At 44.7% G+C, this 22,531-nt stretch carries 11 protein-coding genes; 10 read left to right on the top strand and 1 reads right to left on the bottom strand.

Going from position 1 to position 22,531, the window contains the following annotated elements:
- Positions 1–6 precede the first annotated feature (6 nt).
- Genes CJF29_RS00210 through CJF29_RS00225 form a run of 4 tightly spaced genes read left to right on the top strand, consistent with a single transcriptional unit; the run spans position 7 to position 7,756 of the window.
- The gene (locus tag CJF29_RS00210) at positions 7–1,893 is read left to right on the top strand and encodes a RagB/SusD family nutrient uptake outer membrane protein (protein ID WP_009001286.1); all 1,887 of its coding nucleotides are present in this window, start codon (positions 7–9) and stop codon (positions 1,891–1,893) included.
- Between the two features lie 22 nt (positions 1,894–1,915).
- Positions 1,916–5,002, top strand: a complete 3,087-nt coding sequence (locus CJF29_RS00215; protein WP_099146775.1) for a SusC/RagA family TonB-linked outer membrane protein — start codon at positions 1,916–1,918, stop codon at positions 5,000–5,002.
- Between the two features lie 25 nt (positions 5,003–5,027).
- Positions 5,028–6,824 (top strand): RagB/SusD family nutrient uptake outer membrane protein, encoded by a 1,797-nt coding sequence (locus tag CJF29_RS00220; RefSeq protein WP_099146774.1) that lies wholly within the window; start codon positions 5,028–5,030, stop codon positions 6,822–6,824.
- A 29-nt stretch (positions 6,825–6,853) separates the two neighbouring features.
- The gene (locus CJF29_RS00225) at positions 6,854–7,756 is read left to right on the top strand and encodes a BT_3987 domain-containing protein (RefSeq protein ID WP_099146773.1); all 903 of its coding nucleotides are present in this window, start codon (positions 6,854–6,856) and stop codon (positions 7,754–7,756) included.
- Between the two features lie 440 nt (positions 7,757–8,196).
- Here the strand turns inward: CJF29_RS00225 and CJF29_RS00230 are convergent, their stop codons facing one another.
- The gene (locus CJF29_RS00230; RefSeq protein ID WP_099146772.1) at positions 8,197–12,207 is read right to left on the bottom strand and encodes a two-component regulator propeller domain-containing protein; all 4,011 of its coding nucleotides are present in this window, start codon (positions 12,205–12,207) and stop codon (positions 8,197–8,199) included.
- A 208-nt stretch (positions 12,208–12,415) separates the two neighbouring features.
- Between CJF29_RS00230 and CJF29_RS00235 the strand changes: the two genes are divergently transcribed.
- From CJF29_RS00235 to CJF29_RS00260, 6 genes are all read left to right on the top strand, one after another.
- Positions 12,416–14,473, top strand: a complete 2,058-nt coding sequence (locus tag CJF29_RS00235; RefSeq protein ID WP_099146771.1) for an alpha-L-arabinofuranosidase C-terminal domain-containing protein — start codon at positions 12,416–12,418, stop codon at positions 14,471–14,473.
- Between the two features lie 26 nt (positions 14,474–14,499).
- The gene (locus CJF29_RS00240; RefSeq protein ID WP_099146770.1) at positions 14,500–16,044 is read left to right on the top strand and encodes a sulfatase; all 1,545 of its coding nucleotides are present in this window, start codon (positions 14,500–14,502) and stop codon (positions 16,042–16,044) included.
- A 30-nt stretch (positions 16,045–16,074) separates the two neighbouring features.
- Complete coding sequence (locus tag CJF29_RS00245; protein ID WP_099146769.1) at positions 16,075–17,205, top strand: family 43 glycosylhydrolase; 1,131 nt, start codon at positions 16,075–16,077, stop codon at positions 17,203–17,205.
- Positions 17,202–18,869 carry an arylsulfatase gene (locus CJF29_RS00250; RefSeq protein WP_009001277.1) on the top strand — a complete coding sequence of 556 codons (1,668 nt, stop codon included), beginning with the start codon at positions 17,202–17,204 and terminating at the stop codon, positions 18,867–18,869. Before CJF29_RS00245 ends, CJF29_RS00250 begins: the two co-directional genes overlap by 4 nt.
- 5 nt (positions 18,870–18,874) lie before the next feature.
- Positions 18,875–21,079 (top strand): glycoside hydrolase family 2 protein, encoded by a 2,205-nt coding sequence (locus CJF29_RS00255; protein ID WP_074556653.1) that lies wholly within the window; start codon positions 18,875–18,877, stop codon positions 21,077–21,079.
- 778 nt (positions 21,080–21,857) lie between these two features.
- Positions 21,858–22,319, top strand: coding sequence for a hypothetical protein (locus CJF29_RS00260; RefSeq protein WP_074556614.1), 462 nt, complete (start codon positions 21,858–21,860; stop codon positions 22,317–22,319).
- The last annotated feature ends 212 nt before the right edge of the window (positions 22,320–22,531 follow it).

Consider the following 22,531-nt stretch of genomic DNA (forward strand, 5'->3'; position numbering starts at 1 on the left):
ACTGATATGAGAAGACATAAGTTGAATTGGATATGGATCATTATGCTGGGGTTGTTTTTCGGAAGTTGTGAGGACTACCTGGACCGCTCCCCTGATGACGGACTTTCCGAAGATGATGTTTATAAAGACTATAACAGCTTATTAGGGTTCATGGACCGCATTTTTCTGAATGGTGATATATTAATCTTCACACATGGTATCAACTCCTATTCAAATACGTATGTAACGGTAGGTAATTTATCCGATGAATATGCGTCTGTCCGCGATGATGACCCGTCGAAGTTTGTCAATGCAGGCAACTGGCTGGAGAATGCGAGTACACGTTTCGAAATAGGAAGTAAAAGTGATGGAGCGAATTTCAAAAGTGCTATTTCGCGTGCTTATACCGGACTTCGTATCGTGAACCGTGTGATTAACGGAGTCGATCAGGTGAAATCGATTACGGAAGACCAGAAAAGAAAATTGCTGGGACAGGCTCATTTCCTGCGTGCCTATTTCTATTTTGAAATTATCAAACGATATGGTGGAATGCCTATCTTTGACCAGCTTTGGGGAGCATCGGACGACTTCGACTTCCCCCGTAAAACTTATCAGGAATCCAATGCCTGGATGCAGACTGATCTGGATAAAGCCATTGAATATTTGCCATTAAGCTGGTCGGATGTTGAGCATGGACGGCCTGACAGAGTGGGTGCTATGGCATTAAAAGCAATGACACAACTTTATGCGGCCAGCCCTTTGATGCAGAATGACCTGAATTCGATTGAAAATAAAGGATATGGAAAAGAAATGGCTGCCGAGGCTGCCCGTAGTGCGCAGAAGGCTATCAATGCTATCGAAAGCCACGAATATTATCGTCTGATGAATCATGACGAATACCGCAGTATTCAGTTAATGCCTAATTCCAACCAGTTCGCACAGCCGGAATACTTATGGTTCCTGCGTTGGCACCACGGCAACTGGTCGGCTTTCGTCAGAGCGCAGTGGTTGACGCAACCTTATGATAACAAGACCGGTGCCGAAGGTACTCCTTATAATGCTCCGACACAAAATGCGGTAGATATGTACGAACGCATGGGAGCTGATGGCAAGTACTATCCAATCACCGATCCGCGTTCCGGTTATGATGCGGTAAAAACTACCGATCCTTATTCGGATAGAGATCCTCGTCTCACTAACAATATCCTTGTCCCCGGTGAACAGTGGGGAAAGAATTTGCAGGGTGTTCCTTATTATGTGACCACTTATTCGGGCGGTTATTCCGAGAACTTTATTTCTACCAACCAGTTTACGAGAGGTTCCCAGCAAACCGGATATATGTGTAAGAAGTTTATCTGGCCGGAAGCAAGTGTTCCTTTGTTTGGTGATGCAGGTTTCCAGTTATATCGCTTGGTGGCTGTGTACATTCGCGTTTCACAGGTTTATCTGGATATGGCAGAGGCTTCTTATGAAGCGACAGGTGATCCGGATGCAATAGTGACAGGTTGTACGATGTCGGCCCGTCAGGCATTGAATAAAATCCGCGTAAGGGCCGGAATCGGTGAACTGCCGGATGGAGTGGACTTTAGAGAAGCTTATCGCCGGGAACGTAGTGTGGAATTGATGTTCGAAGGACATCGCTGGTACGATATCCGCCGTTGGATGATTGCTGAAGACTTGTTTAAGGGTGAATATCCGATTATGGGCGTTAAAGCCACCCCGATTAACCATTCTTATACTCCCGACCAGTTGAAAGTGGAAAAAGCCTGTACTTATAAGTTGACCGACTTCACTTATGAGTATGTTCCGGTGAGGACAGCCGTGCGGACGTTTAACAAGCGTAATTATTGGTATCCGCTACCGATGGATGAAGTGGCGGCTTTGGATAATCTTCAACAGAACCCCGGATGGTGATACCTAAAATAAAGAAAAGTATATGAGAAACAATAATAGATATATAAGACTGATAGGGCTGATATTTGTCCTTATCGTTGGCTCTAATCTGACTTTCGCGCAGAATAAATCAAAGAGAAAGTCGGCGAAGAAGCCTCTGGTGGAAATAGTTTCTATTGTTACCGACGAGAAAGGTAGCCCGTTGAAGAATGTTTCTATCATTTGTGGAGAAGGTGCAGTCGTTCTATATACAGATGCAAAGGGACGTTTTCAGACGAAAGTGGAGAATGATGCAACCGTCATGGTCGAAGCTTTGGGATATGAGGATAAGGTGTATAAACTGTCGGGCAGCAATATAGTGCCTGAAAAGATTGTTCTGAAGAAAGAACCCCTGTTCCTGACTGAAGAATCGCTGGTGAACAGAGCCGATGGCGGAAAGACATATAAAGGAAATGAAGTAGGTGCAACGAGCGTACTGGAGAACGGACAGTTCGGAACATTTCCGGATTTGACTCTGACGAATATGCTGCAAGGTAAAATGTTAGGTTTACAGGTCCGCTCTACGGTCAGCGGATTGGGAAATAATACGCCTGATTTATTTATCCGTGGCCAGCATGGTATGTCGGAGAATACGGCTATCGTTATTATCGACGGTGTGGAGCGTCCGGCAGCGGATTTGATTCCTGAAGAAATCGAACGTATCGAGTTGCTGAAAGATGCCACTGCCAAGATTCTCTACGGAGCACGTGCGGCGAATGGTGTGCTGTGGGTGACTACTCGCAGAGGAAAGGCCAACCGCCGTATTTATAATGCCACTGCCGAAGTAGGAGTGGTGCAGATGACACGCACACCGGATTTCCTGAATTCCTATCAGTATGCTAATCTGTATAATGAAGCGCGTGCCAATGACGGGATGACTCCTTACTATAACCAAAAACAACTGGAAGGATATAAAAACTCCAAAGGAGCCAATGACCTGCTCTACCCGAACGTCGATCTGGCCGACCAGCTATTGAACCAGAACGCTAATTACCGGAAAGTTTCATTCGATATGACGGGTGGTACTGACAGGGTGCGTTATGCGCTGATTGCCGGATATGTAGGAGGGAGCGGATTTGAAGACGTTGGCTATACTCCGCAACTGAACCGCCTGACGCTTCGCGGAAACCTCGACTTCAACGTAACGGATTTCCTGACTATATCTGCAGACGTGGCCGGACGTATGGAAATGCGTAAATGGGGGCAACTGGACTGCGGACAGGTATTTACGGCCTTGTCTACTCATCGTCCGAATGAATACCCGCTGACAATGTCACCGGAAGAAACCGGACTGGCAGGCGGTTCGGACGGGATTCCTTTATTCGGTGCAAGTCTCCGGCAGCCGATGAATGCTTATGCGGAAACCATGTACGGAGGATATACAGACGAACGCTATACACGCAGCCAGACCAATATCGGTTTGAAATTTGATCTTGATATGCTGACAAAAGGATTGAAAGCCGGTGCTTTCCTTTCTTTCGACAACTATGATTACTTACAACTCTCTTTGAGCAAAGTCTATCCGACGTATGCCATCAAGACATACCGTGACTTTGCCGGTGAGGAACAAATCATGTACACCCAGATGAAGAAAACAGATGTAGCCACTTCACAAAGCCGGAAGTCGACTACCTTGCAACAGACATTGGGATGGAATGCTTTTGCCGGTTATGAGAATACATTCAACCAAAAGCATGATGTATCGGCACGGCTGACTTACATGTACTCGAAAACAACGAATCAGGGAGTGACCCAGGACATCATCAATGCAAACTACGCATTGCGCTTAAACTATATGTATGACCGCCGTTATGCTGTGGAAGCCGACATGGCATTGATGGGAAGCAACCGTTTCAAACCGGGAAATAAATACTTCTTCTCGGCAGCGGGCGGCCTTGCCTGGATTCTAAGCAATGAAGATTTCCTGAAAGACAATGAATACGTGAACTTCCTGAAACTGAAAACCAGCGCCGGTATATTGGGCTATGACAGAAGCACGGAACATTTATTGTATGAACGTGCCTGGTCGCAAGACGGCAGCTTCCGGTTCGGAACAACGAACAATGGCGCTACGGCTTACTATTCCACTTTTGTCCGTGCGGGCAATCCGAACCTGAAATGGGAAAAGGCAGCAGAATGGAACATTGGTGTGGAAGGCCTGTTCCTGAATAACCGCTTATATACCGAAATAAACTATTTCCGTGAGAAACATACGGACATCATTGCTTCTGTCGATGCCTCTTACGGGGATTATACTGGCAACTTTACCTACCAGGATAACATGGGCTCCGTCTTGAATCATGGTATAGAAGGAATGTTCACCTGGAGCGACCGTATCAACGACTGGTCTTATTCGGTAGGAGCCAATTTCGTATGGTCAAAGAATAAAGTATTGAAATGGAACCAGGTGAAACATGGTGAAGAATACCGTTATACAGTGGGGCGTTCTACCGATGCTATGATGGGACTGGTTGCCGAAGGATTATTTGGCAAAGATGTAGCCATCAACGGACATGTCCCCCAGACGTTTGCCGATTATCAGGAAGGCGACATCGCCTACAAAGACCTGAACGGCGATAAGATTATTGATGGTCGTGACGTAAAGGAACTCGGAAATTCATTCCCGCGTACCACATTGGGCATTGACTTCAGCGTAAGCTACAAAGGTTGGGGCTTGTATCTTCAGGGATACTCCGAACTGGGCGTTCACACTTGGGCAACGAATGCTTATTACTGGAATAATGGAGAAGGTAAATACTCCAAACTGGCATTAGACCGTTATCATCCGGCAAACAATCCGACCGGAAGTTATCCGCGCCTGACAACCACTGCCGGTGAGAACAATTTCCGCAATTCTTCTTTCTGGTTGAAGAATACAAGCTTCTTCCGTATGAAGAATGTTGAATTGAGCTACACGTTCAATCAGTTCTCCCCAAGTTCGGTAGTGAAGAAGATGAAGGTTTTCGCTCGTGGTGCAAACTTATTTGTCCTTTCTTCCGTGAAAGATCTGGATCCTGAACTGCTGAATGCCGGTGTGACAAACTACCCGGTGACACGTACTTTTACAGGCGGAGTCTCTTTTGTATTTTAATTTTGAACAATTAATAGATGGCAATATGAAACATATATTAGGAAGTTGCGTTTTAGCAGGTCTGTTTCTCTTTTGTGCTTGTGACGACACATTGGATACAAAGGTGACATGGCAGATCGGAGACTCTGATACCTGGAGAGTGCCGGAACTTGCTCAAGGCGTACTATATAAAGCTTATAATGGCATAGCCAACCGTCCGGATTGTTTTGAAGATAACTTTCTGGATTGTGCTACCGATAATGCAGTGACTAATCTGCGCAGCTCTTCTGTCTATAAATTAAATATGGGTGGGATGACAGCGTTTAACAACCCGATCGGAAATTGGAGCAATGCGTACAACATGCTGAACTATGTAAACTCTTTCCTCGAAAACGGCTTGACCGACCAGGTGCAGTACAACCGTACCGACCCGGAAGTGGACAAGCAAATCAAGCTGCGTCTGGAAGGTGAATCGTATTTCCTGCGTGCATGGTGGCATTTTGAGCTATTGAAGATGTATGGCGGAAAGGCGAAGAATGGAAAAGCATTGGGTATTCCGTTGGCAGATCATTTTATTTCGCAGGATGAGGCCGCGCAGAACGGTGAATTTCTTCGTCCTACTTATCAGGCAACAGTCGATTTTATCGTTAACGATTTGGATAATGCCATCGAGTTATTACCGAATGTGTATCAGGGAGATGACCTGGAGTTTGGTAATACACAAATCGGTCGTGCCACGAAAGCGGCGGCAGCTGTTCTGAAAAGTCGTGCGCTTTTATATAGCGCAAGCCCTGCCATGCAGGATGATGATGTGACGAAGATCACCGGCATGGGACAATTCGAAATACTGAACCCTACGGTTTATCAGGCAAAATGGGAAGCGGTAGCCAAAGAGATCAATAAAATTCTGGGCATGGAAGGTTTCGGAACTTATGTTCCTGTTACGGCTTCTTCCATTGCCGATGTTCAGACGGAAAGTTCCGATTATGCTTTCCGCAGATATTTTAATAATAACCTATTGGAAGGTTACCATTTCCCGCCATTCTACTACGGAAGTGCCCGTGCCACTCCTTCTCATAATCTGGTAAAGGCTTTTTATGCGAAGAATGGTTATCCGGCAACCGATGTCCGTTCCGGTGTCAATCTGTCTGATCCTGATTTCGATCTGACGCAGCTTTATGCCGTACTGGATAATCGCTTTGCACTGAATGTCTACTATCATAGTGCTACATTTGGCGATTCCGGCCAGCCGTTGGATATGTCCGAGGGTGGAAAAGATTCTCCTTCGTTTAGTGAGAATGCTACACGTACGGGTTATTATCTGGCTAAATTCGTTTCCAAGAAATCGGCTATGCTGAATCCGATTCAGACTTTAAACTCGGTTCATTACAATCCTTTGTTACGAAAATCGGAAGTTCTTCTTAACTTTGCCGAAGCTGCTAATGAGGCTTGGGGCAACCCGACGGTGAAAGCCGAAGGATGCCTGTATTCTGCATACGAAATATTGAAAACAATCCGTTCGCAAGCCGGGGGTATCAATTTTGATCTTTATCTGGATGAAATGGCTCAAAGTAAGGACTCGTTCAGAAAGTTGATTCAGAACGAACGTCGCTTGGAATTTACTTTCGAGAATCATCGTTATTTTGATATGCGTCGTTGGGTATTGCCGTTGAACGAAGAGGTGGAGGGTGTTACCGTTACCCGTAAGGAAGATGGTACATTCAGCTTCAAAGTACAGAAAGTGGAACAACGGAAATATGAAGTGAAAAACTATTTCATGCCGCTACCGTATGCAGAGCTGGAAAAGAATAAGAATCTAATGAATAATCAGGGTTGGGAATAACGTGCTGTTGATATAAATACTTATTTACAATGAAAAGACTAAATATATTATGGATAGGACTGATAAGCATTCTGATGACTGCTTGTTATGACGATTATGAAAAGGACTACGATAAGAGTTCTGTGTACTTTGCTTCGCAAAAACCTCTGCGGACACTGGTAGCCGATACAGATATGTCGATAAAGGTGGGAGTGGCTATTGGCGGTAAAAGAGAGGTGCATACCGATGATTGGGCTACGTTTGAGATCGATCCGTCTTTACTGGATGGTACGGGCTTGACACTGATGCCGGAAAACTATTATCAGTTGGCTAATCCGAACAAGATGACGATTAGTAATCCGAATCTGGCAATAGCAGATGTGAAAGTGACTTTCTCCGATGCTTTCTATGAAGACGATGATGCTTTGAACAAGCACTATGCAATCCCTTTCCGGTTGATCGATCATAATCAGGATGAAATTAGTACTGATGTGAATGGCAATTTGAAGGATTACAGCATTGTAGTTGTCAAGTTCGTCAGCCAGTATCATGGGACATACTTTGTGAAAGGGAAAGTTACCAATTTGTCCACCCAGCAAGTTACTGAATATAGTAACAAGGATTTGAGTCAGAATATGACCCGCGACTTTGTTTCGTTAGGTAGAAACAAAGTACGCAGACCGGGTTTCGGAAACACATTGGAAAACAATGAGTCGGTGAATCTGACAGTCAATCCGGATGGAAGCGTCAATATTGAAGCCGGAGGAAGCGTCGCTATCACAGATGCATCCGCCACATTAGATCCTGCAGCCGAATCATTGGAATTTGTAGGGAAACAGCCTAAGTTTACCCTTTCTTATAAGTACACGAAAGGTGGCGTCACTTATCAGGTTGACGAGGAACTGATTCGTCGTCAGAATCCGGAAGCTGATTTACGCTTCCAGGAATGGTAGAATAGGTATGAGTTGATTATAGATTTCTATTGCTCGCCGGTAATTAGCTGCATCAGTGAATGTTGCAGATTAATTACCGGCGATATCTTTTTCTGTTGGGCGTAGTTGATTTACAATATATACCTACTTGCCCTGTTGGCTATTAATAGCTAACTTCCTTTTGATATAGACCAAACTTCTTTTTGCCGGTTGGATAACTTCCTTTTTCTTCATTCCAAACTATAATTGCAAGCTTTGTTTTTATAAATGCAAGTTCCGTTTATAAAAACAAAGCTTGCAATTATATAAACGGAACTTGCGTTTATAGTTTGAAATAGGGCAAAGACAACTTTACTATGAAGGGAAGAGATCTTTGCAAAGGGAGCAAAAGAACTTTTCTATTAATAGTTGACACGTTGTCTAAGGGTAGGTTGAATTTCTGAAGCAGTTACTTTTGCTTTCTATTTCAACTGTTTGAGAAACTCTGTCGGAGTGATATTAAATTCTTTCTTGAAACACTTTGTAAAGTAGTTCGGATCTGATATACCGACGGCAAATGATGCTTCGGAGACATTCATACCATTCAGTAAATGAGTTTTAGCCTCTTTCATTTTGATCGTCCGTATGAATTGAGTGATGGAGCATCCGGTGAGTGATTTCAGCTTCATGTGCAACAGGCTGCGGCTGATGCGGAGATGGGCTGTGATTTCCGTTACTCCGAAGTCTTCCTTGGTGAGGTTCGCCATAATCAGTTCCATCAGTTCTTTCATGAATATTTCATCCCGCGGGTTGTTGGTTATTTGCTTGATGTTCAGTTCTTCTGCCTGTTTGAAGTGTTCAATACTCTGTTTCCGGCTCTTTTGGATATTCTGTACCAGCAGTTCCAGATTCTTGGCGTTGAAAGGTTTAGTGATATACGCATCGGCTCCCCGCAGATAACCTTCCGTATGGTCGTTCTCATCGGTCTTTGCAGTCAGGAGAATAACGGGGATATGGCTGGTCGTTACGTCCTGTTTGACACGTTCCGTGAATTCCAGGCCGTCCATCACCGGCATCATTAAATCCGATATAATGAGGTTGGGCAGCTGTTTGGCTATCTTCTTGCAGGCTTCCGCACCGTTATACGCCCGTATAATATCATATTTCTCGCTGAATATGCTGGCAAGATAATCATTCATTTCTTTATTGTCCTCTACAATCATAATAGATTCCCGGGCAGGATCTTTTTCTTTGTTGGTCAGCTTTTCGGGAATGAGTTCGATGGTTTCCTTGATTCGCTGGTTATATTTCTGTATTTCTTCGGTCGTGATGTTCTCGGACGAGCGTTCATCGGGGTTGTAAGCATCCTCGGATACATTCAGGGTAACGATAAAGTCCGAACCTTTGTTGATTTCGCTTTCTACCCGGATTTCCCCTTTGTGCATGTGTATGAGCGAACGCGTAAGCGATAATCCCAGTCCGAATCCTTCGCGATGGTCGCGCTTCTCAACTTGGTAGTAACTTTCAAATATTTGTTCTTGAGCTTCTTTAGGAATCCCCCTGCCATTGTCTTTGACGGAGATTTGCACAAATGTTCCTTTCTCTTCTTTTATTAGTTTGGCACTCAACTTGACGTATCCGCCGGGCTGGGTATATTTAAATGCGTTTGAGAGCAAGTTATAAAGAATCCGTTCCAGCTTGGAAGGCGAGAACCAGACTTCCTCTTCGGTGTCTTCCAGGTTGACGATGAAGTCAATTTCCCGTTCCCCGGCTACAATGTCGAAGATGTGCGACAGTTCTTCCAGAAAGTGCATGATGTCTCCCTTCCGGACGCTGATACGCATCTGTTTCATCTCGATTTTACTGAACGTCAATAGTTCATTAATCAGATAATTCATCCGGTTGGCGTTTCGGTAGATGACTTCCAGTTTCTCTTTATCGTTGTTGCTGATTTGTGGCTGCTGGATCAATCGTTGCAGAGGTGATAGAATCAGGGTCAGCGGTGTTTTCAGGTCATGGGAAATGTAAGTGAAGAAATTGATCTTCTGTTGATTCATATTCTCTATGTTGACGCGTTGTTCATGCTCCGTTTTCAGTCGCATGAGCAGGATGATACGCGTTTTGGTATATCTGTATGCGGCGTAAATGATTAATAGGAAGAGTAGTGCATAAACTAAATATGCTCCCGGTGAGAGCCACCAAGGAGGAAGGACTCTGATGGCAAGGTCCTTTTGGCCCGTTTCGTCCCAGTGGATACCATCTTTGCTGGCTTTGATCTTTAAGATATATCTTCCTGAAGGCAGATTGGAGAAGCGTACCTGATGCTGGTTGCCTACAAACTGCCAGTCCTTGTCGATACCTTCCATTTTCATCGCATATTGAGTGTTGTCGGTATATTGATAATTCAGGCCGGAATATTCGAGACGCAGGGATTGGGCTTGTTCGTGCGTCAGGGTGATCTCTGTCAGTTCGGAGATAGAGGAAGGGATGAATGCTTTCTCATTGTTGGGCGACATATATTCGCTGTTGCTCCAAATGGCAGTCAGTGCAATGTTGAAACGGGGATTGACGGAGCGTACCTGTTCCGGGTAGAAAGAAATCATACCGTTGATAGTTCCGAAATACAATTCTCCGTCAGGCTTCTTACAGGCGGAGGAGTAGTTGAACTGGTTGATGGGCAATCCGTCGGCCGTGGTATATCGGTCAATGCTTCCTGTTTGGAAATTGATACAACAAAGTCCGTTTCCGGTACCTACCCAAACATTACTCATCTCATCTTCAATGATACCTTTGATGGCGTTGGAGCCCAACTGTTCTTTACTGTAAAAGGCGATAATGCTACCGTTGCGGTCTGATACATAAAGCCCGTTGTTGTCTGTACCTATCCATATCCGTTGATGTGAATCGGGGTAGATATAGGTGATGTAGAGATCGGTATGCGGCAGGATGGGGAGCGAGGTTACTTTCAGTGTATGGGTATTGATCTGAAATATACTGCCTTTTCGGGTTCCTGCCCAAAGTATACTGTCATTAAACTGTACCAGGTTAAAGACACGGAGAGATGAAATTTTTTCCGGGCGGGAGTTTGCTTTCTTCTTGTCGATCAGGAATAAGCCGGAAGGGCCTCCGTACCAGATATGATCGTTCTTGTCTTCGATGATGCAGAAGCCGGAAGAAACCTCATCCGACAGTAGATTATAGTCTATCGTGCGGTTTAGATGCGGTATATAGTGAAGAGCTCCTTTCAGGAACAGTCCGAGCCACAGGCTGTTATCTTTGTCGAGCCATAAAGAATGTATGTTCTTGGCGTAAATTTGCATTTGCTTGTGCAGCCGTTCGGCACGGGTGATTTCTTTCTTATTGTTCAGGTAGTTCAATCCGCCATCTTCGGTGGCGATGTACAGACCATTGTCCGGAGCATTGATAATCTGGCGGACAGCCTTTCCGCTCAAATGATTAAAACTGGCTCCGTATGGATATATCTGGAACTGGTCGGAACCGAATATATAATAGTTGACTCCTCCGAAATAGGTTCCCACCCACATATTATGAGCCTTGTCCTGATAAAGGCTGTAAATGGGAGAATCGTTTAGCGCACTTAAATCCCGTTCCGATTGTTCGTAGTGTGCAATCAGTTGATAGAGTTTGTTGAAGACAAAGATGCCATACTCCGTGCCTACCCATATATTCCCCGTATGGTCGGTTGCCGCACACCGGAAGTCTTTCACTTCAAGGTCTTTCGAAAGATTACACAGGGTATTGCTTTGTATATGATAGACGAAAAAATCGTTGTTAGTATTAAATAAAAGCTGGTTGGACGAGATCAGGACGGCATTGTTGCATTGCTGTGTAAAAGGCTGGATGAGAGTCGGGAGGGAAACGAACTGTTTCTTTTCCAGACTGTATCGCATCAGTCCTTTGTTGGTATCTATCCATAAGGTTTTGTCTCCGTCCTCCGCAAAGTATCTCACATGAGGCTTTTCTTTATCGAGAAGAAAAGGGACGAACAAGCTGTCTTGTTCATTGTAGCGATAGAGTCCGTTGCTACAAGCTGCCAGAAGCATACCATCGCTGGTGTTCAGGAAACAAACATCATCCTTAGTGTTCCCTTTAATCTGGTAACGGCTGAAATCTTCTGTCTCGTAGTTATAGCTGCAGATGCCCTGATCGGTAGAGATCCATAGAATGTTACGGAGCGAATCGTTATATAAGCGTGTGATGAAATTGTGGCGGAGTGAGGTGCTGTCGGCTTCATTATGTGCGAACAGGTTGATATTATAACCGTCATATCGGCACAATCCGTTGCGTGTACCAAACCAGATGAACCCATGGTTGTCCTGGGTGATTGCATTGATCGTATTGTGCGGGAGTCCTTCAGCTATACTTAGCTGTTTGAAGCGTATGTTATTATATTGAATCTGTCCCGTCGACAAGCTTGTATTTAAGAGCACGAGACTAAATAAAAGTACGAATTTAAGTAAGGTGGTTCTCATGGCTTTTCTGATTGATTTTCACGACCTAAAGATACGTCTTTTTTTGTTTTGAACAGTCGTAGAATTGTTCAAACGGGCAGCACTCATGTTCAGTTTGCCGCTTCGCTACAGATTTTTATACATGATTGCAGGTATTAAGCATTATTTTTCTGTTTTTCTTGGATAGAAAAGACCACATTTGCAATGTGAAACTCTAAAAACAAATGCTATGAATCATTCGACATTCAAATCCTTTACGTTTGGTATCGGTCTGTTTTTCACATTACCTCTGGTATATGGGAATAGTTCCTCTCTGTCTTCCTCCGATGGAACATTGTATATCAATAAATCGAAAACCCACAAAGTGGCTCCCGTAAAGTACGGTTTCCATTATGAGGAAATAGGAATGATGGGCGAGGGTGCCTTGCACGCCGAACTGATACGTAACCGTTCGTTTGAAGAAGCTACACCGCCTGCCGGATTATCTGTGAAGGACGGTCTTTATGAAAATGTTCCGGCTCCCCGCGTTAAAGAGAAAAAAGTGTTTCAGGCCGATCCGCTGATTGGATGGACGACTTATCCGTTATCATATACTCCTGTATTTATCAGTCGCACGGATGAAAATCCGATGAGCGGGGAAAATAAGTATTCGATGCTGGTTAATGTCACGGAAGATATTGCGAACCATTCGGATGCCCTGATTCTCAACCGTGGATATTATGGAATGAACCTGAAGACAGATACGTCTTACCGCCTTTCCTTGTTTCTGAAGAACAGGAATTATTCCGCTCCGTTACGTGTATTTCTGGTTGACGAATTGGGACAGCGGGTGAGCAATGTGATCGAAGTGAATGTAGGGAATCGGGAATGGACAAAATATACCGGTGAACTGAAACCGGAAAAGAACGTCCGGCGTGGAATGTTTGCCATACAACCGATGTCGAAAGGACAATTTCAGATGGATGTCGTTTCCCTGTTCCCGTCCGATACCTGGAACGATGGAAAATCCGTATTCCGTAAAGACATTGTTCAGAACCTGAAAGAGTTTTCTCCCAGCTTTATCCGTTTTCCGGGCGGATGCATCGTGCACGGAGTCAATGAAGAAACGATGTATCACTGGAAAAAGACGCTCGGACCGATTGAAAATCGTCCGGGACAGTGGAGCAAATGGGCACCTTATTACCGTACCGACGGAATCGGCTATCATGAGTTTTATGAATTGTGCGAATATGTGGGAGCTGATGCGATGTATGTGATGCCTACGGGTATGATTTGCAGCGGTTGGGTGAAGCAAAGTCCACAGTGGAATTTCAGACACATTGATGTCGATCTGGACGCTTATATCCAGGATGCGTTGGATGCCATCGAGTATGCCATTGGTGATACAACTACGAAATGGGGAGCCGAACGGGCAAAGAACGGTCATCCCGCTCCTTTCCCGCTAAAATATATCGAGATTGGAAATGAAGATTTCGGACCTGTGTATTGGGAACGTTATGAAAAAATTTATCAGGCATTGTCCGCCAAATATCCTGACTTGATTTATATAGCCAATAGTGTCATCCGTGTAGTCGGAAGAGAGAATGATGACAAACGGAAGGATATTCCTAATTTTGTCAACCCGAAGAATGTGAAAGTGTTCGATGAACATTATTATAACTCAATCGAATGGGCTTGCGAACAGCATTATCGTTTTGATAACTACAAACGGGGTGTTGCCGAGCTGTTTATCGGCGAATTGGGTATTAGCGGAAAATATCCTTATAACCTGCTGGCTACCGGAGCCATCCGTATGTCAATAGAACGCAACGGCGATTTGAATCCCTTGTTTGCCGAACGTCCGGTGATGAGGCATTGGGACTTTCTGGAACACCGTATCTTCCTGCCGATGTTGATTAATGGAGTAGACAGTAGCGTAAAGACTTCCTTCTTCTACCTGGCAAAGATGTTCAGGGATAACACGTTTGACGTGTGTCTGGATGCAGCGATCAAGGATATAGAAGGTTTGCAGAACATCTTTGTTACGATGGGATATGATACGGCCAGCAAACAATATATCCTGAAACTGATAAACCTGCAGGATAAAAAAGTCACTCTACAACCGGAAGTTTCCGGCTTCAAACGTCCCGTCAAGGCACATAAAACAAGCCTGGTACTGGTTCCGGGAAAAGAAAACACACCGTTTGCTCCGAATGAAGTCCAACCGGTAGAGACGGAAGTCGGACTGGATCTGAACCAGCCGCTCGAACTGGAGGCCGCTTCCATGGTTGTATATCGTTTTAAATAGGATCTTTTAAATAAGAAATAAATAAAATGAAAACAATCTTTTGTATCACAGGACTTGCCATACAAGGTTTGGCTATGTCAGTCCAGGCGCAAACCGGCAAACCGAATATTGTGGTTATTATGACCGATCAGCAGCGTGCCGATTTGTGCGGCAGGGAAGGTTTTCCGCTGGAAGTGACTCCCTTTGTCGACCGTTTGGCGCAGGAGAATGTATGGTTCAATAAGGCATACACTGTGATGCCGGCCAGCTCTCCGGCACGTTGTTCCATGTTCACCGGGCGTTTTCCTTCCGCCACTCACGTACGCACGAATCACAATATCCCCGACATCTCCTATCAACAGGACTTAGTGGGCGTATTGAAAGAAAACGGATATAAAACAGCATTGGTTGGCAAGAATCACGCTTACCTGAAACCTGCCGACTTGGATTTCTGGTCTGAATACGGACACTGGGGAAAGCACAAAAAGACGACTCCCGCAGAGAAAGAGACTGCCCGTTTCCTGAATCAGCAAGCCAGGGGGCAATGGCTGGAACCCTCTCCAATCTTCCTGGAAGAGCAGCATCCCACCAAAATCGTGAACGAAGCACTGGCATGGATTGAGAAACAGAAAGAAAATCCTTTCTTCGTATGGGTATCCTTTCCGGAACCCCACAACCCTTATCAGGTATGCGAACCCTATTACTCCATGTTCTCGCCCGACAAACTTCCCGTATTGAAGACATCACGCAAGGACTTGGCAAAGAAAGGAGAGAAATACCGTATTCTGGCAGAACTGGAAGATGCATCCTGCCCCAACCTGGAACAGGACCTGCCCCGAATCCGTGCCAACTATATCGGAATGATCCGGTTGATAGACGATCAGATCAAAAGATTGATCGAATCATTGAAAGCCAGCGGACAATATGAAAATACCATCTTTGTTGTACTCTCCGACCACGGTGATTATTGGGGAGAATACGGATTAATCCGTAAAGGAGCCGGACTTTCCGAAAGCCTGGCACGTATTCCGATGGTATGGGCGGGCTATCAGATCAAGAATCAGCCTGCACCTATGGATGGCCACGTGTCGATAGCCGACCTTTTCCCTACATTCTGCTCTGCCATCGGTGCCGAAATACCGGCAGGCGTTCAGGGACGTAGCTTGTGGCCGATGTTGGCCGGGAAGGCTTATCCCAAAGAAGAATTCTCCAGCATGGTGGTTCAACAAGGCTTCGGTGGAGCTGACGTCGGACTGGACGCTTCCCTGACTTTCGAACAGGAAGGAGCATTGACTCCCGGCAAAATAGCCCACTTTGACGAACTGAACACCTGGACACAAAGTGGCACTTCACGCATGATAAGAAAGGATGACTGGAAACTGGTAATGAATCATTATGGAAACGGTGAACTTTATAACTTGAAGAAAGACCCTTCGGAAGTTCATAATCTGTTTGGTGAGAAGAAATATAGCGAAATTCAAACGGAACTTCTGACCCGGTTGCTGGCATGGGAATTACGTTTGCAGGACCCACTACCTCTTCCGCAAAGACGCTATCATTTTAAACAGAATCCATTTAACTATCTTAAATAGGAAGAATACGTAAACATAAAACAGAAATATATGAAATTGATTGGACGATTAGGATTGATCTTGCTTACAGGATTTATTTCCATCTGTACAGCATCAGCGCAGTTATATGGAACGGCAAATACAAACGCTCCGGAGCTACGTGTTCCGAAATTCGTAAAGCCGGCATTTGATTATTGGATGAGGGACACTTGGGCTACGCTGGGTCCCGACGGTTATTATTATATCACAGGAACGACCTCTACCCCCGACCGTTACTTTCCGGGACAGAGACATTGCTGGGACTGGAACGACGGTTTGTACCTGTGGCGTTCCAAAGATATGAAGTCCTGGGAAGCCAGAGGACAAATATGGTCGATGGAAAAAGACGGAACCTGGCAAAAGAAGCCGAAAGTATATAAAGCAGGAGAGAAATATCAGAAAAAATCCATAAACGGTGATCCGATGGACAACCGTTTCCATGCTGTATGGGCTCCGGAAATGCATTATATCAAAAGTGTGAAGAACTGGTTTATCGTTGCCTGCATGAATGAGTCGGCAGGTGGGAGAGGTTCTTTCATTTTGCGGAGCAAGACCGGAAAGCCGGAAGGACCGTACGAGAATATCGAAGGTAATAAAGATAAAGCTATCTTCCCGAACATCGACGGAAGTTTGTTCGAAGATACGGACGGCACTGTCTACTTTGTCGGGCACAACCATTATATCGCCCGTATGAAACCGGATATGAGCGGATTTGCCGAGGAACTGAAAACATTGAAAGAGAAAAAATATAATCCGGAACCATATATTGAAGGAGCGTTTATCTTCAAATACGATAACAAATATCACCTCGTACAAGCTATATGGTCGCACCGTACGTCGGAGGGAGATACCTATATTGAGAAAAAGGGAGTAACCTCACCGAAGACACGTTATAGTTACGACTGCATCATCTCGACAGCCGATAATGTGTATGGTCCCTATAGCGAACGCTACAATGCCATCACGGGAGGAGGACACAACAACCTTTTCCAGGATAAGGATGGAAACTGGTGGGCTACCATGTTCTTCAATCCGCGTGGGGCACAGGCGGCAGAGTATAAAGTGACGTGCCGTCCCGGATTAATTCCGATGATCTATGAGAATGGTAAATTCAAACCCAACTTTAATTATAATACCAAATGAAAACTTCTTTATTGATAGCAGGCAGCCTGGCTCTGGTCCCGATGACGTATGCACAGGACAAACCGAATATTATTATCATACTGGCAGACGATTTGGGCTTCTCCGATCTCGGCTGCTTCGGTGGTGAGATTCATACACCGGTACTGGATAAACTGGCAAAGAATGGCGTCCGTATGACGCAGATGTATAACAGTGCACGCAGTTGTCCGTCGCGTGCCAACCTGTTGACGGGACTTTATCCGCATCAGACGGGATTGGGACACATGGACGGCAGTCATCCTGCCTGGCCGAAAGGATATTCCGGTTTCCGTTCCAATTCGGACAACGTCACGATTGCAGAAGTCCTGAAAGATGCCGGATATTTTACGGCTATGTCAGGAAAGTGGCATCTGGGGAATAAGTCGAATCCTATTCTTCGTGGGTTTCAAGAGTATTACGGATTGCTGGGCGGATTTAATTCTTTCTGGAATCCGGAAGTATATACCCGTTTGCCGAAAGACCGTACCCCCAGACACTATGAAGAAGGAACTTTCTATGCAACGAATGTGATAACGGATTATGCGATTGACTTTATCGACCAGGCACATCAGGAAAAGAAACCGCTGTTCCTGTATCTGGCTTATAATGCTCCCCATTTTCCTTTGCACGCACCGAAAGAAGTGACCGATAAATATATGTCTCTCTATATGCAGGGATGGGACAAGATTCGTGACGCACGTTGGAAACGGATTGTTGACCTGAAACTGATGCAAGGCAAACCGGAACTTAGCCCGCGCGGCGTGGTTCCCGAAAGTCTGTTTGAAGATGAAACGCATCCGTTACCGGCATGGGACTCATTGACGAAAGATCAGCAGACCGACTTGGCACGTCGTATGTCCATTTTTGCAGCGATGGTGGATGTGATGGACGCGAATATCGGCCGGGTAGTGGATGAGTTGAAAAAGAACGGTGAGTTGGACAATACATTTATCATGTTTATGTCCGATAACGGAGCTTGTGCCGAATGGCACGAATTTGGTTTTGACAAACAGACCGGAGTCGAATATCATACGCATACGGGAGCCGAACTCGACCAGATGGGCTTACCCGGAACTTATCATCATTACGGCACAGGCTGGGCGAATGTTTGTTGCACACCGTTCACGCTGTATAAACATTATGCTCACGAAGGAGGTATCTCAACCCCATGTATCATTTCCTGGGGGAATCAGGTGAAGAACAAAGGCGGACTGGATCATCAGCCTGCACAATTCTCCGATATCATGTCTACCTGTGTGGAACTGGCAGGAGCCACTTATCCGAAAGAATATCAGGGAAGAGCGATTCTGCCTACGGCAGGTAAATCCATCCTCCCGATTGTGAAAGGGAAGAAGATGCCCGAAAGGTATATTTATGCAGAGCATGAAGGCAACCGCATGGTGCGTAAAGGTGACTGGAAGCTGGTTTCGGCCAATTTTAAGGGAGATGAATGGGAATTGTACAACATCAGGGAAGACCGTACCGAGCAGCACAACCTGATCGGCAAATATCCTGAAATGGCAAAAGAACTGGAAACGGCCTATTTCGAATGGGCAGACAAGAGCGATGTCTTGTATTTCCAGAAAATGTGGAATACCTACAATAAGAATCGACGGAAAGATTTTAAAGAATATAAAACCCGCTAATGCTTATGGATAAAAGAATCTTATTTACTCTGGCTTTAGGAGCCATGTCGCAGGTGTTTGCCCATGCATGGGAGCCTAAAGGTGATAAAATCAAAACAGTATGGGCTGAACAGGTGACGCCGGAAAATGTGTGGCAAAGTTATCCCAGACCGCAGTTGCAACGGGCCGAATGGATCAATCTGAATGGATTGTGGAAATATGCCGTGACGGATCAGAACACGGTCCGGAAGAATGTTTCCTTTGAGGGGGAAATCCTCGTCCCGTTTGCGATTGAATCGTCTCTGTCCGGAGTGCAGAAAACATTTCTTCCTACGGATAAACTATGGTATCAACGTGAGTTCACACTAAATCCCTCCTGGAAGAATAAATCTACTATCCTGCATTTCGGAGCGGTGGATTATGAATGTCAGGTGTGGGTGAATAACCGGTTGGCCGGCACGCATAAAGGAGGGAATAATCCGTTCTCGTTTGATATTACTAAGTTTTTGAAGAAAAGCGGGCCTCAAAGCATTGAGGTAGCTGTAACCGATCCGACAGATACGGAATCTATTTCCCGTGGCAAGCAACAACTCAATCAGGAGGGAATTTGGTATACACCCGTATCGGGTATTTGGCAGACAGTCTGGCTGGAAGCGGTAGATAAAACTTATATCCGTCAGGTGCTTCCTTCCACTGATATTGAAAAGAAGTCCGTAAAGCTGAACTTCGACATAGCCGGAGCTAAAGGTAATGAAGAGGTAAAAATAGAAGTATTGGATGATGGCAAAGTAATCAGGACGGTGGAACAGAAGTTGAGTAATACGATGGAGATAGACGTTCCGGATGCTGTCTTATGGTCTCCGGAATCTCCGAAACTGTATCGTCTGAATATTTCCTTATCCAATGGAGGGCGTGTTTTAGATCAGGTAAAGAGTTATTTTGCTTTGAGAAAAGTAGATGTACGGAAAGATGAGTGCGGATATAATCGTATTTGCCTGAATAATCAACCCATCTTCCAATACGGTCCCCTCGATCAAGGCTGGTGGCCCGACGGATTGCTGACTCCTCCTTCCGAGGAAGCGATGCTGTGGGACATGGTGCAGTTGAAGAAGATGGGATTTAATATGATCCGTAAACATATCAAAGTGGAGCCGGAACAGTATTATTATTACGCCGACTCTCTCGGTCTGATGATGTGGCAGGATATGGTATCCGGTTTTGCTACGTCAAGGAAAAAAGAGGAGCATGTCAATCCGTTGGCTACTACTGATTGGAATGCTCCCGAAGAACACACCCGCCAATGGCAAAAAGAAATGTTCGAGATGATTGACCGTCTCCGTTTCTATCCCTGTATCACTACTTGGGTTGTATTCAATGAAGGATGGGGACAGCACAATACGGTGGAAATCGTGAATAAAGTGATTAAGTACGACGATACACGTCTGATAAACGGAGTGACCGGATGGACGGATAGAGGCGTAGGCGATATGTACGACGTGCATAATTATCCTGTCACTTCCATGATTCTGCCGGAGAATAACGGTAACCGTATTTCCGTATTGGGAGAGTTCGGCGGTTATGGCTGGGCGATTAAGGAGCATATCTGGAATCCGAATATGAGAAACTGGGGGTATAAGAATATCGACGGGGCAATGGCATTGATTGATAGCTATGGTCGCCTGTTATATGATTTGGAAACGCTGATTGCCCAGGGATTGAGTGCGGCAGTCTATACACAAACTACTGATGTGGAAGGGGAAGTGAACGGCTTGATTACTTATGACCGGAAAGTGACTAAAATACCGGAAGGCTTGTTGCACCTGATGCACAACCGTTTGTATGAAATCACCCCCGTGAAAGCTGTTACTTTGATTGCGGACGGCCAGAACGGAAGCAAGAATACCCGCCTTGTCGGTGTGAACGGTCAGGAACTGAAAATGACTTCTTTGCCTTTCGAATGTCCTCCTCGTTCCACAATAGTATCTGAAGCTACTTTTAATGTAGATAAGGACTTTAACCATCTGTCTTTATGGCTGAATGTTGCCGGAGAAGCAAAAGTGTGGTTGAATGGAGTGGAAGTCTTTGCACAGGAGGCGAAACAGACTAGGCAGTACAATCAATACAATATCAGTGATTATAGCCGTTATTTGCGAAAAGGAAACAATCTGTTGAAAATCGAAGTGAAAGATAGCAAGAAGATGAGATTCGATTATGGGTTGAGAGCTTATTAACGGAATTGTTTTTCTTTTGTCTGTTTCTATTGTAAGGTACTTACCTTTGTATTCTTCTTCTCGAATAGGCTTAGGAATCGAAACACTGTAGAATTTCTTGGCATTTGGGAGAAGCTGAACAATCCCACTTTTAATTGTGTAGAATTCGACATAATTAAAAGTGGGGTTGTTCAGTTATCGCCTTAGCGCAAAAAAATGGATACAAAATACAAATACCATTGGTATCATATCAAAACTGGTAGATATGGTGGAACATGCCCACAAAGGCATTGATTTTATAAACATTCAGTGCAAAACTTCTTGTATTTATTGCCTTATTTCCAATATATTCCAAATAAATCATTTATCTTTGTCACACGCTTTCCGCCCATCGGCGTGATGAAATAGGTGGAAAGTGATTTTATTTCTTATTGGAGTAAAAGCGTATTATCTCTCGTCTATGAAAATTAGCAGTTTTAAAGGAGAGAGGTGATTCAGCAGATACTCCACGCGAACGGTGTATATCAACATATCCGTAAGAGATGTGTTATATATAAACGATTGGCGTGGGTGTCTGTTGTTATCATTATCTTCCTCAAGGTGTTGCTAAGCCTCATAGACGGATAATGGTGCAACAGCATCTACGCCTTTCTTGTATCCGGTTGGTTTATTCATAATGCCCCAATATAACCTAACCAATTCCCGCCCACCGGACTGCAGGAGGCGTAGATGCCCGTTGTGCTAATATAATAAAAAGAGTATCCCTCTTTCATTGTATCACACATAAAAAACGAACATTATGTCAGAATGGATTAGCGTAGAAGAAGCGGCCACGAAATACGGTATTGAAAAAGAGTATATCCAACTTTGGGCGGATATGCAGGTAATCATGTCATATTTCAAGGATTACAGAACCGTCGTAAACGATCAGAGTCTCCGTGGATTCTTGAAGATTAGGGAGAAAGGAATTAGCCCGGAATATGTGAAAGTCTTGGAGCAGCTTTGTATCAGTAAATCTGAAGTGTGTTCGGCGTATGCTTTTCTCTTAGGGGCACGCGACAAGGAACTCAAAATGTACAGGGAAGCCAAATCACAGCGGGATGCATTGCGGGGCATGTGGATAGAACTAAACGAACGGACACGGGATTTAGAAATAGAACTTGAATTGGGACGGAGCGGTTGTTATAAATGCCCGTTAAAAAAGCTGTGTATAGGGATCAAAAGAATAAAACTGAATTGGGCTACAAAGATGCAGAAATGAGTAATATCTGCTTATTATATGATAGAAAAAAGGTAAGATTAGGTTCTTCAATCATTTTTTAATTCTATTATGGATACCCATTATAAACATTATTCGGCTAATGGCATGAAAAAGTAAGAGGGATTATATCCATTACTCTGGTGCAGCAACACTCCAACTTTCTTTCCCTTTCTTTGTTCTTTCTGCGGGAATATGCTACTTTTGCATTATCT

The organism is Bacteroides celer (assembly GCF_002632415.2).
Classification (GTDB): Bacteria; Bacteroidota; Bacteroidia; order Bacteroidales; family Bacteroidaceae; genus Bacteroides.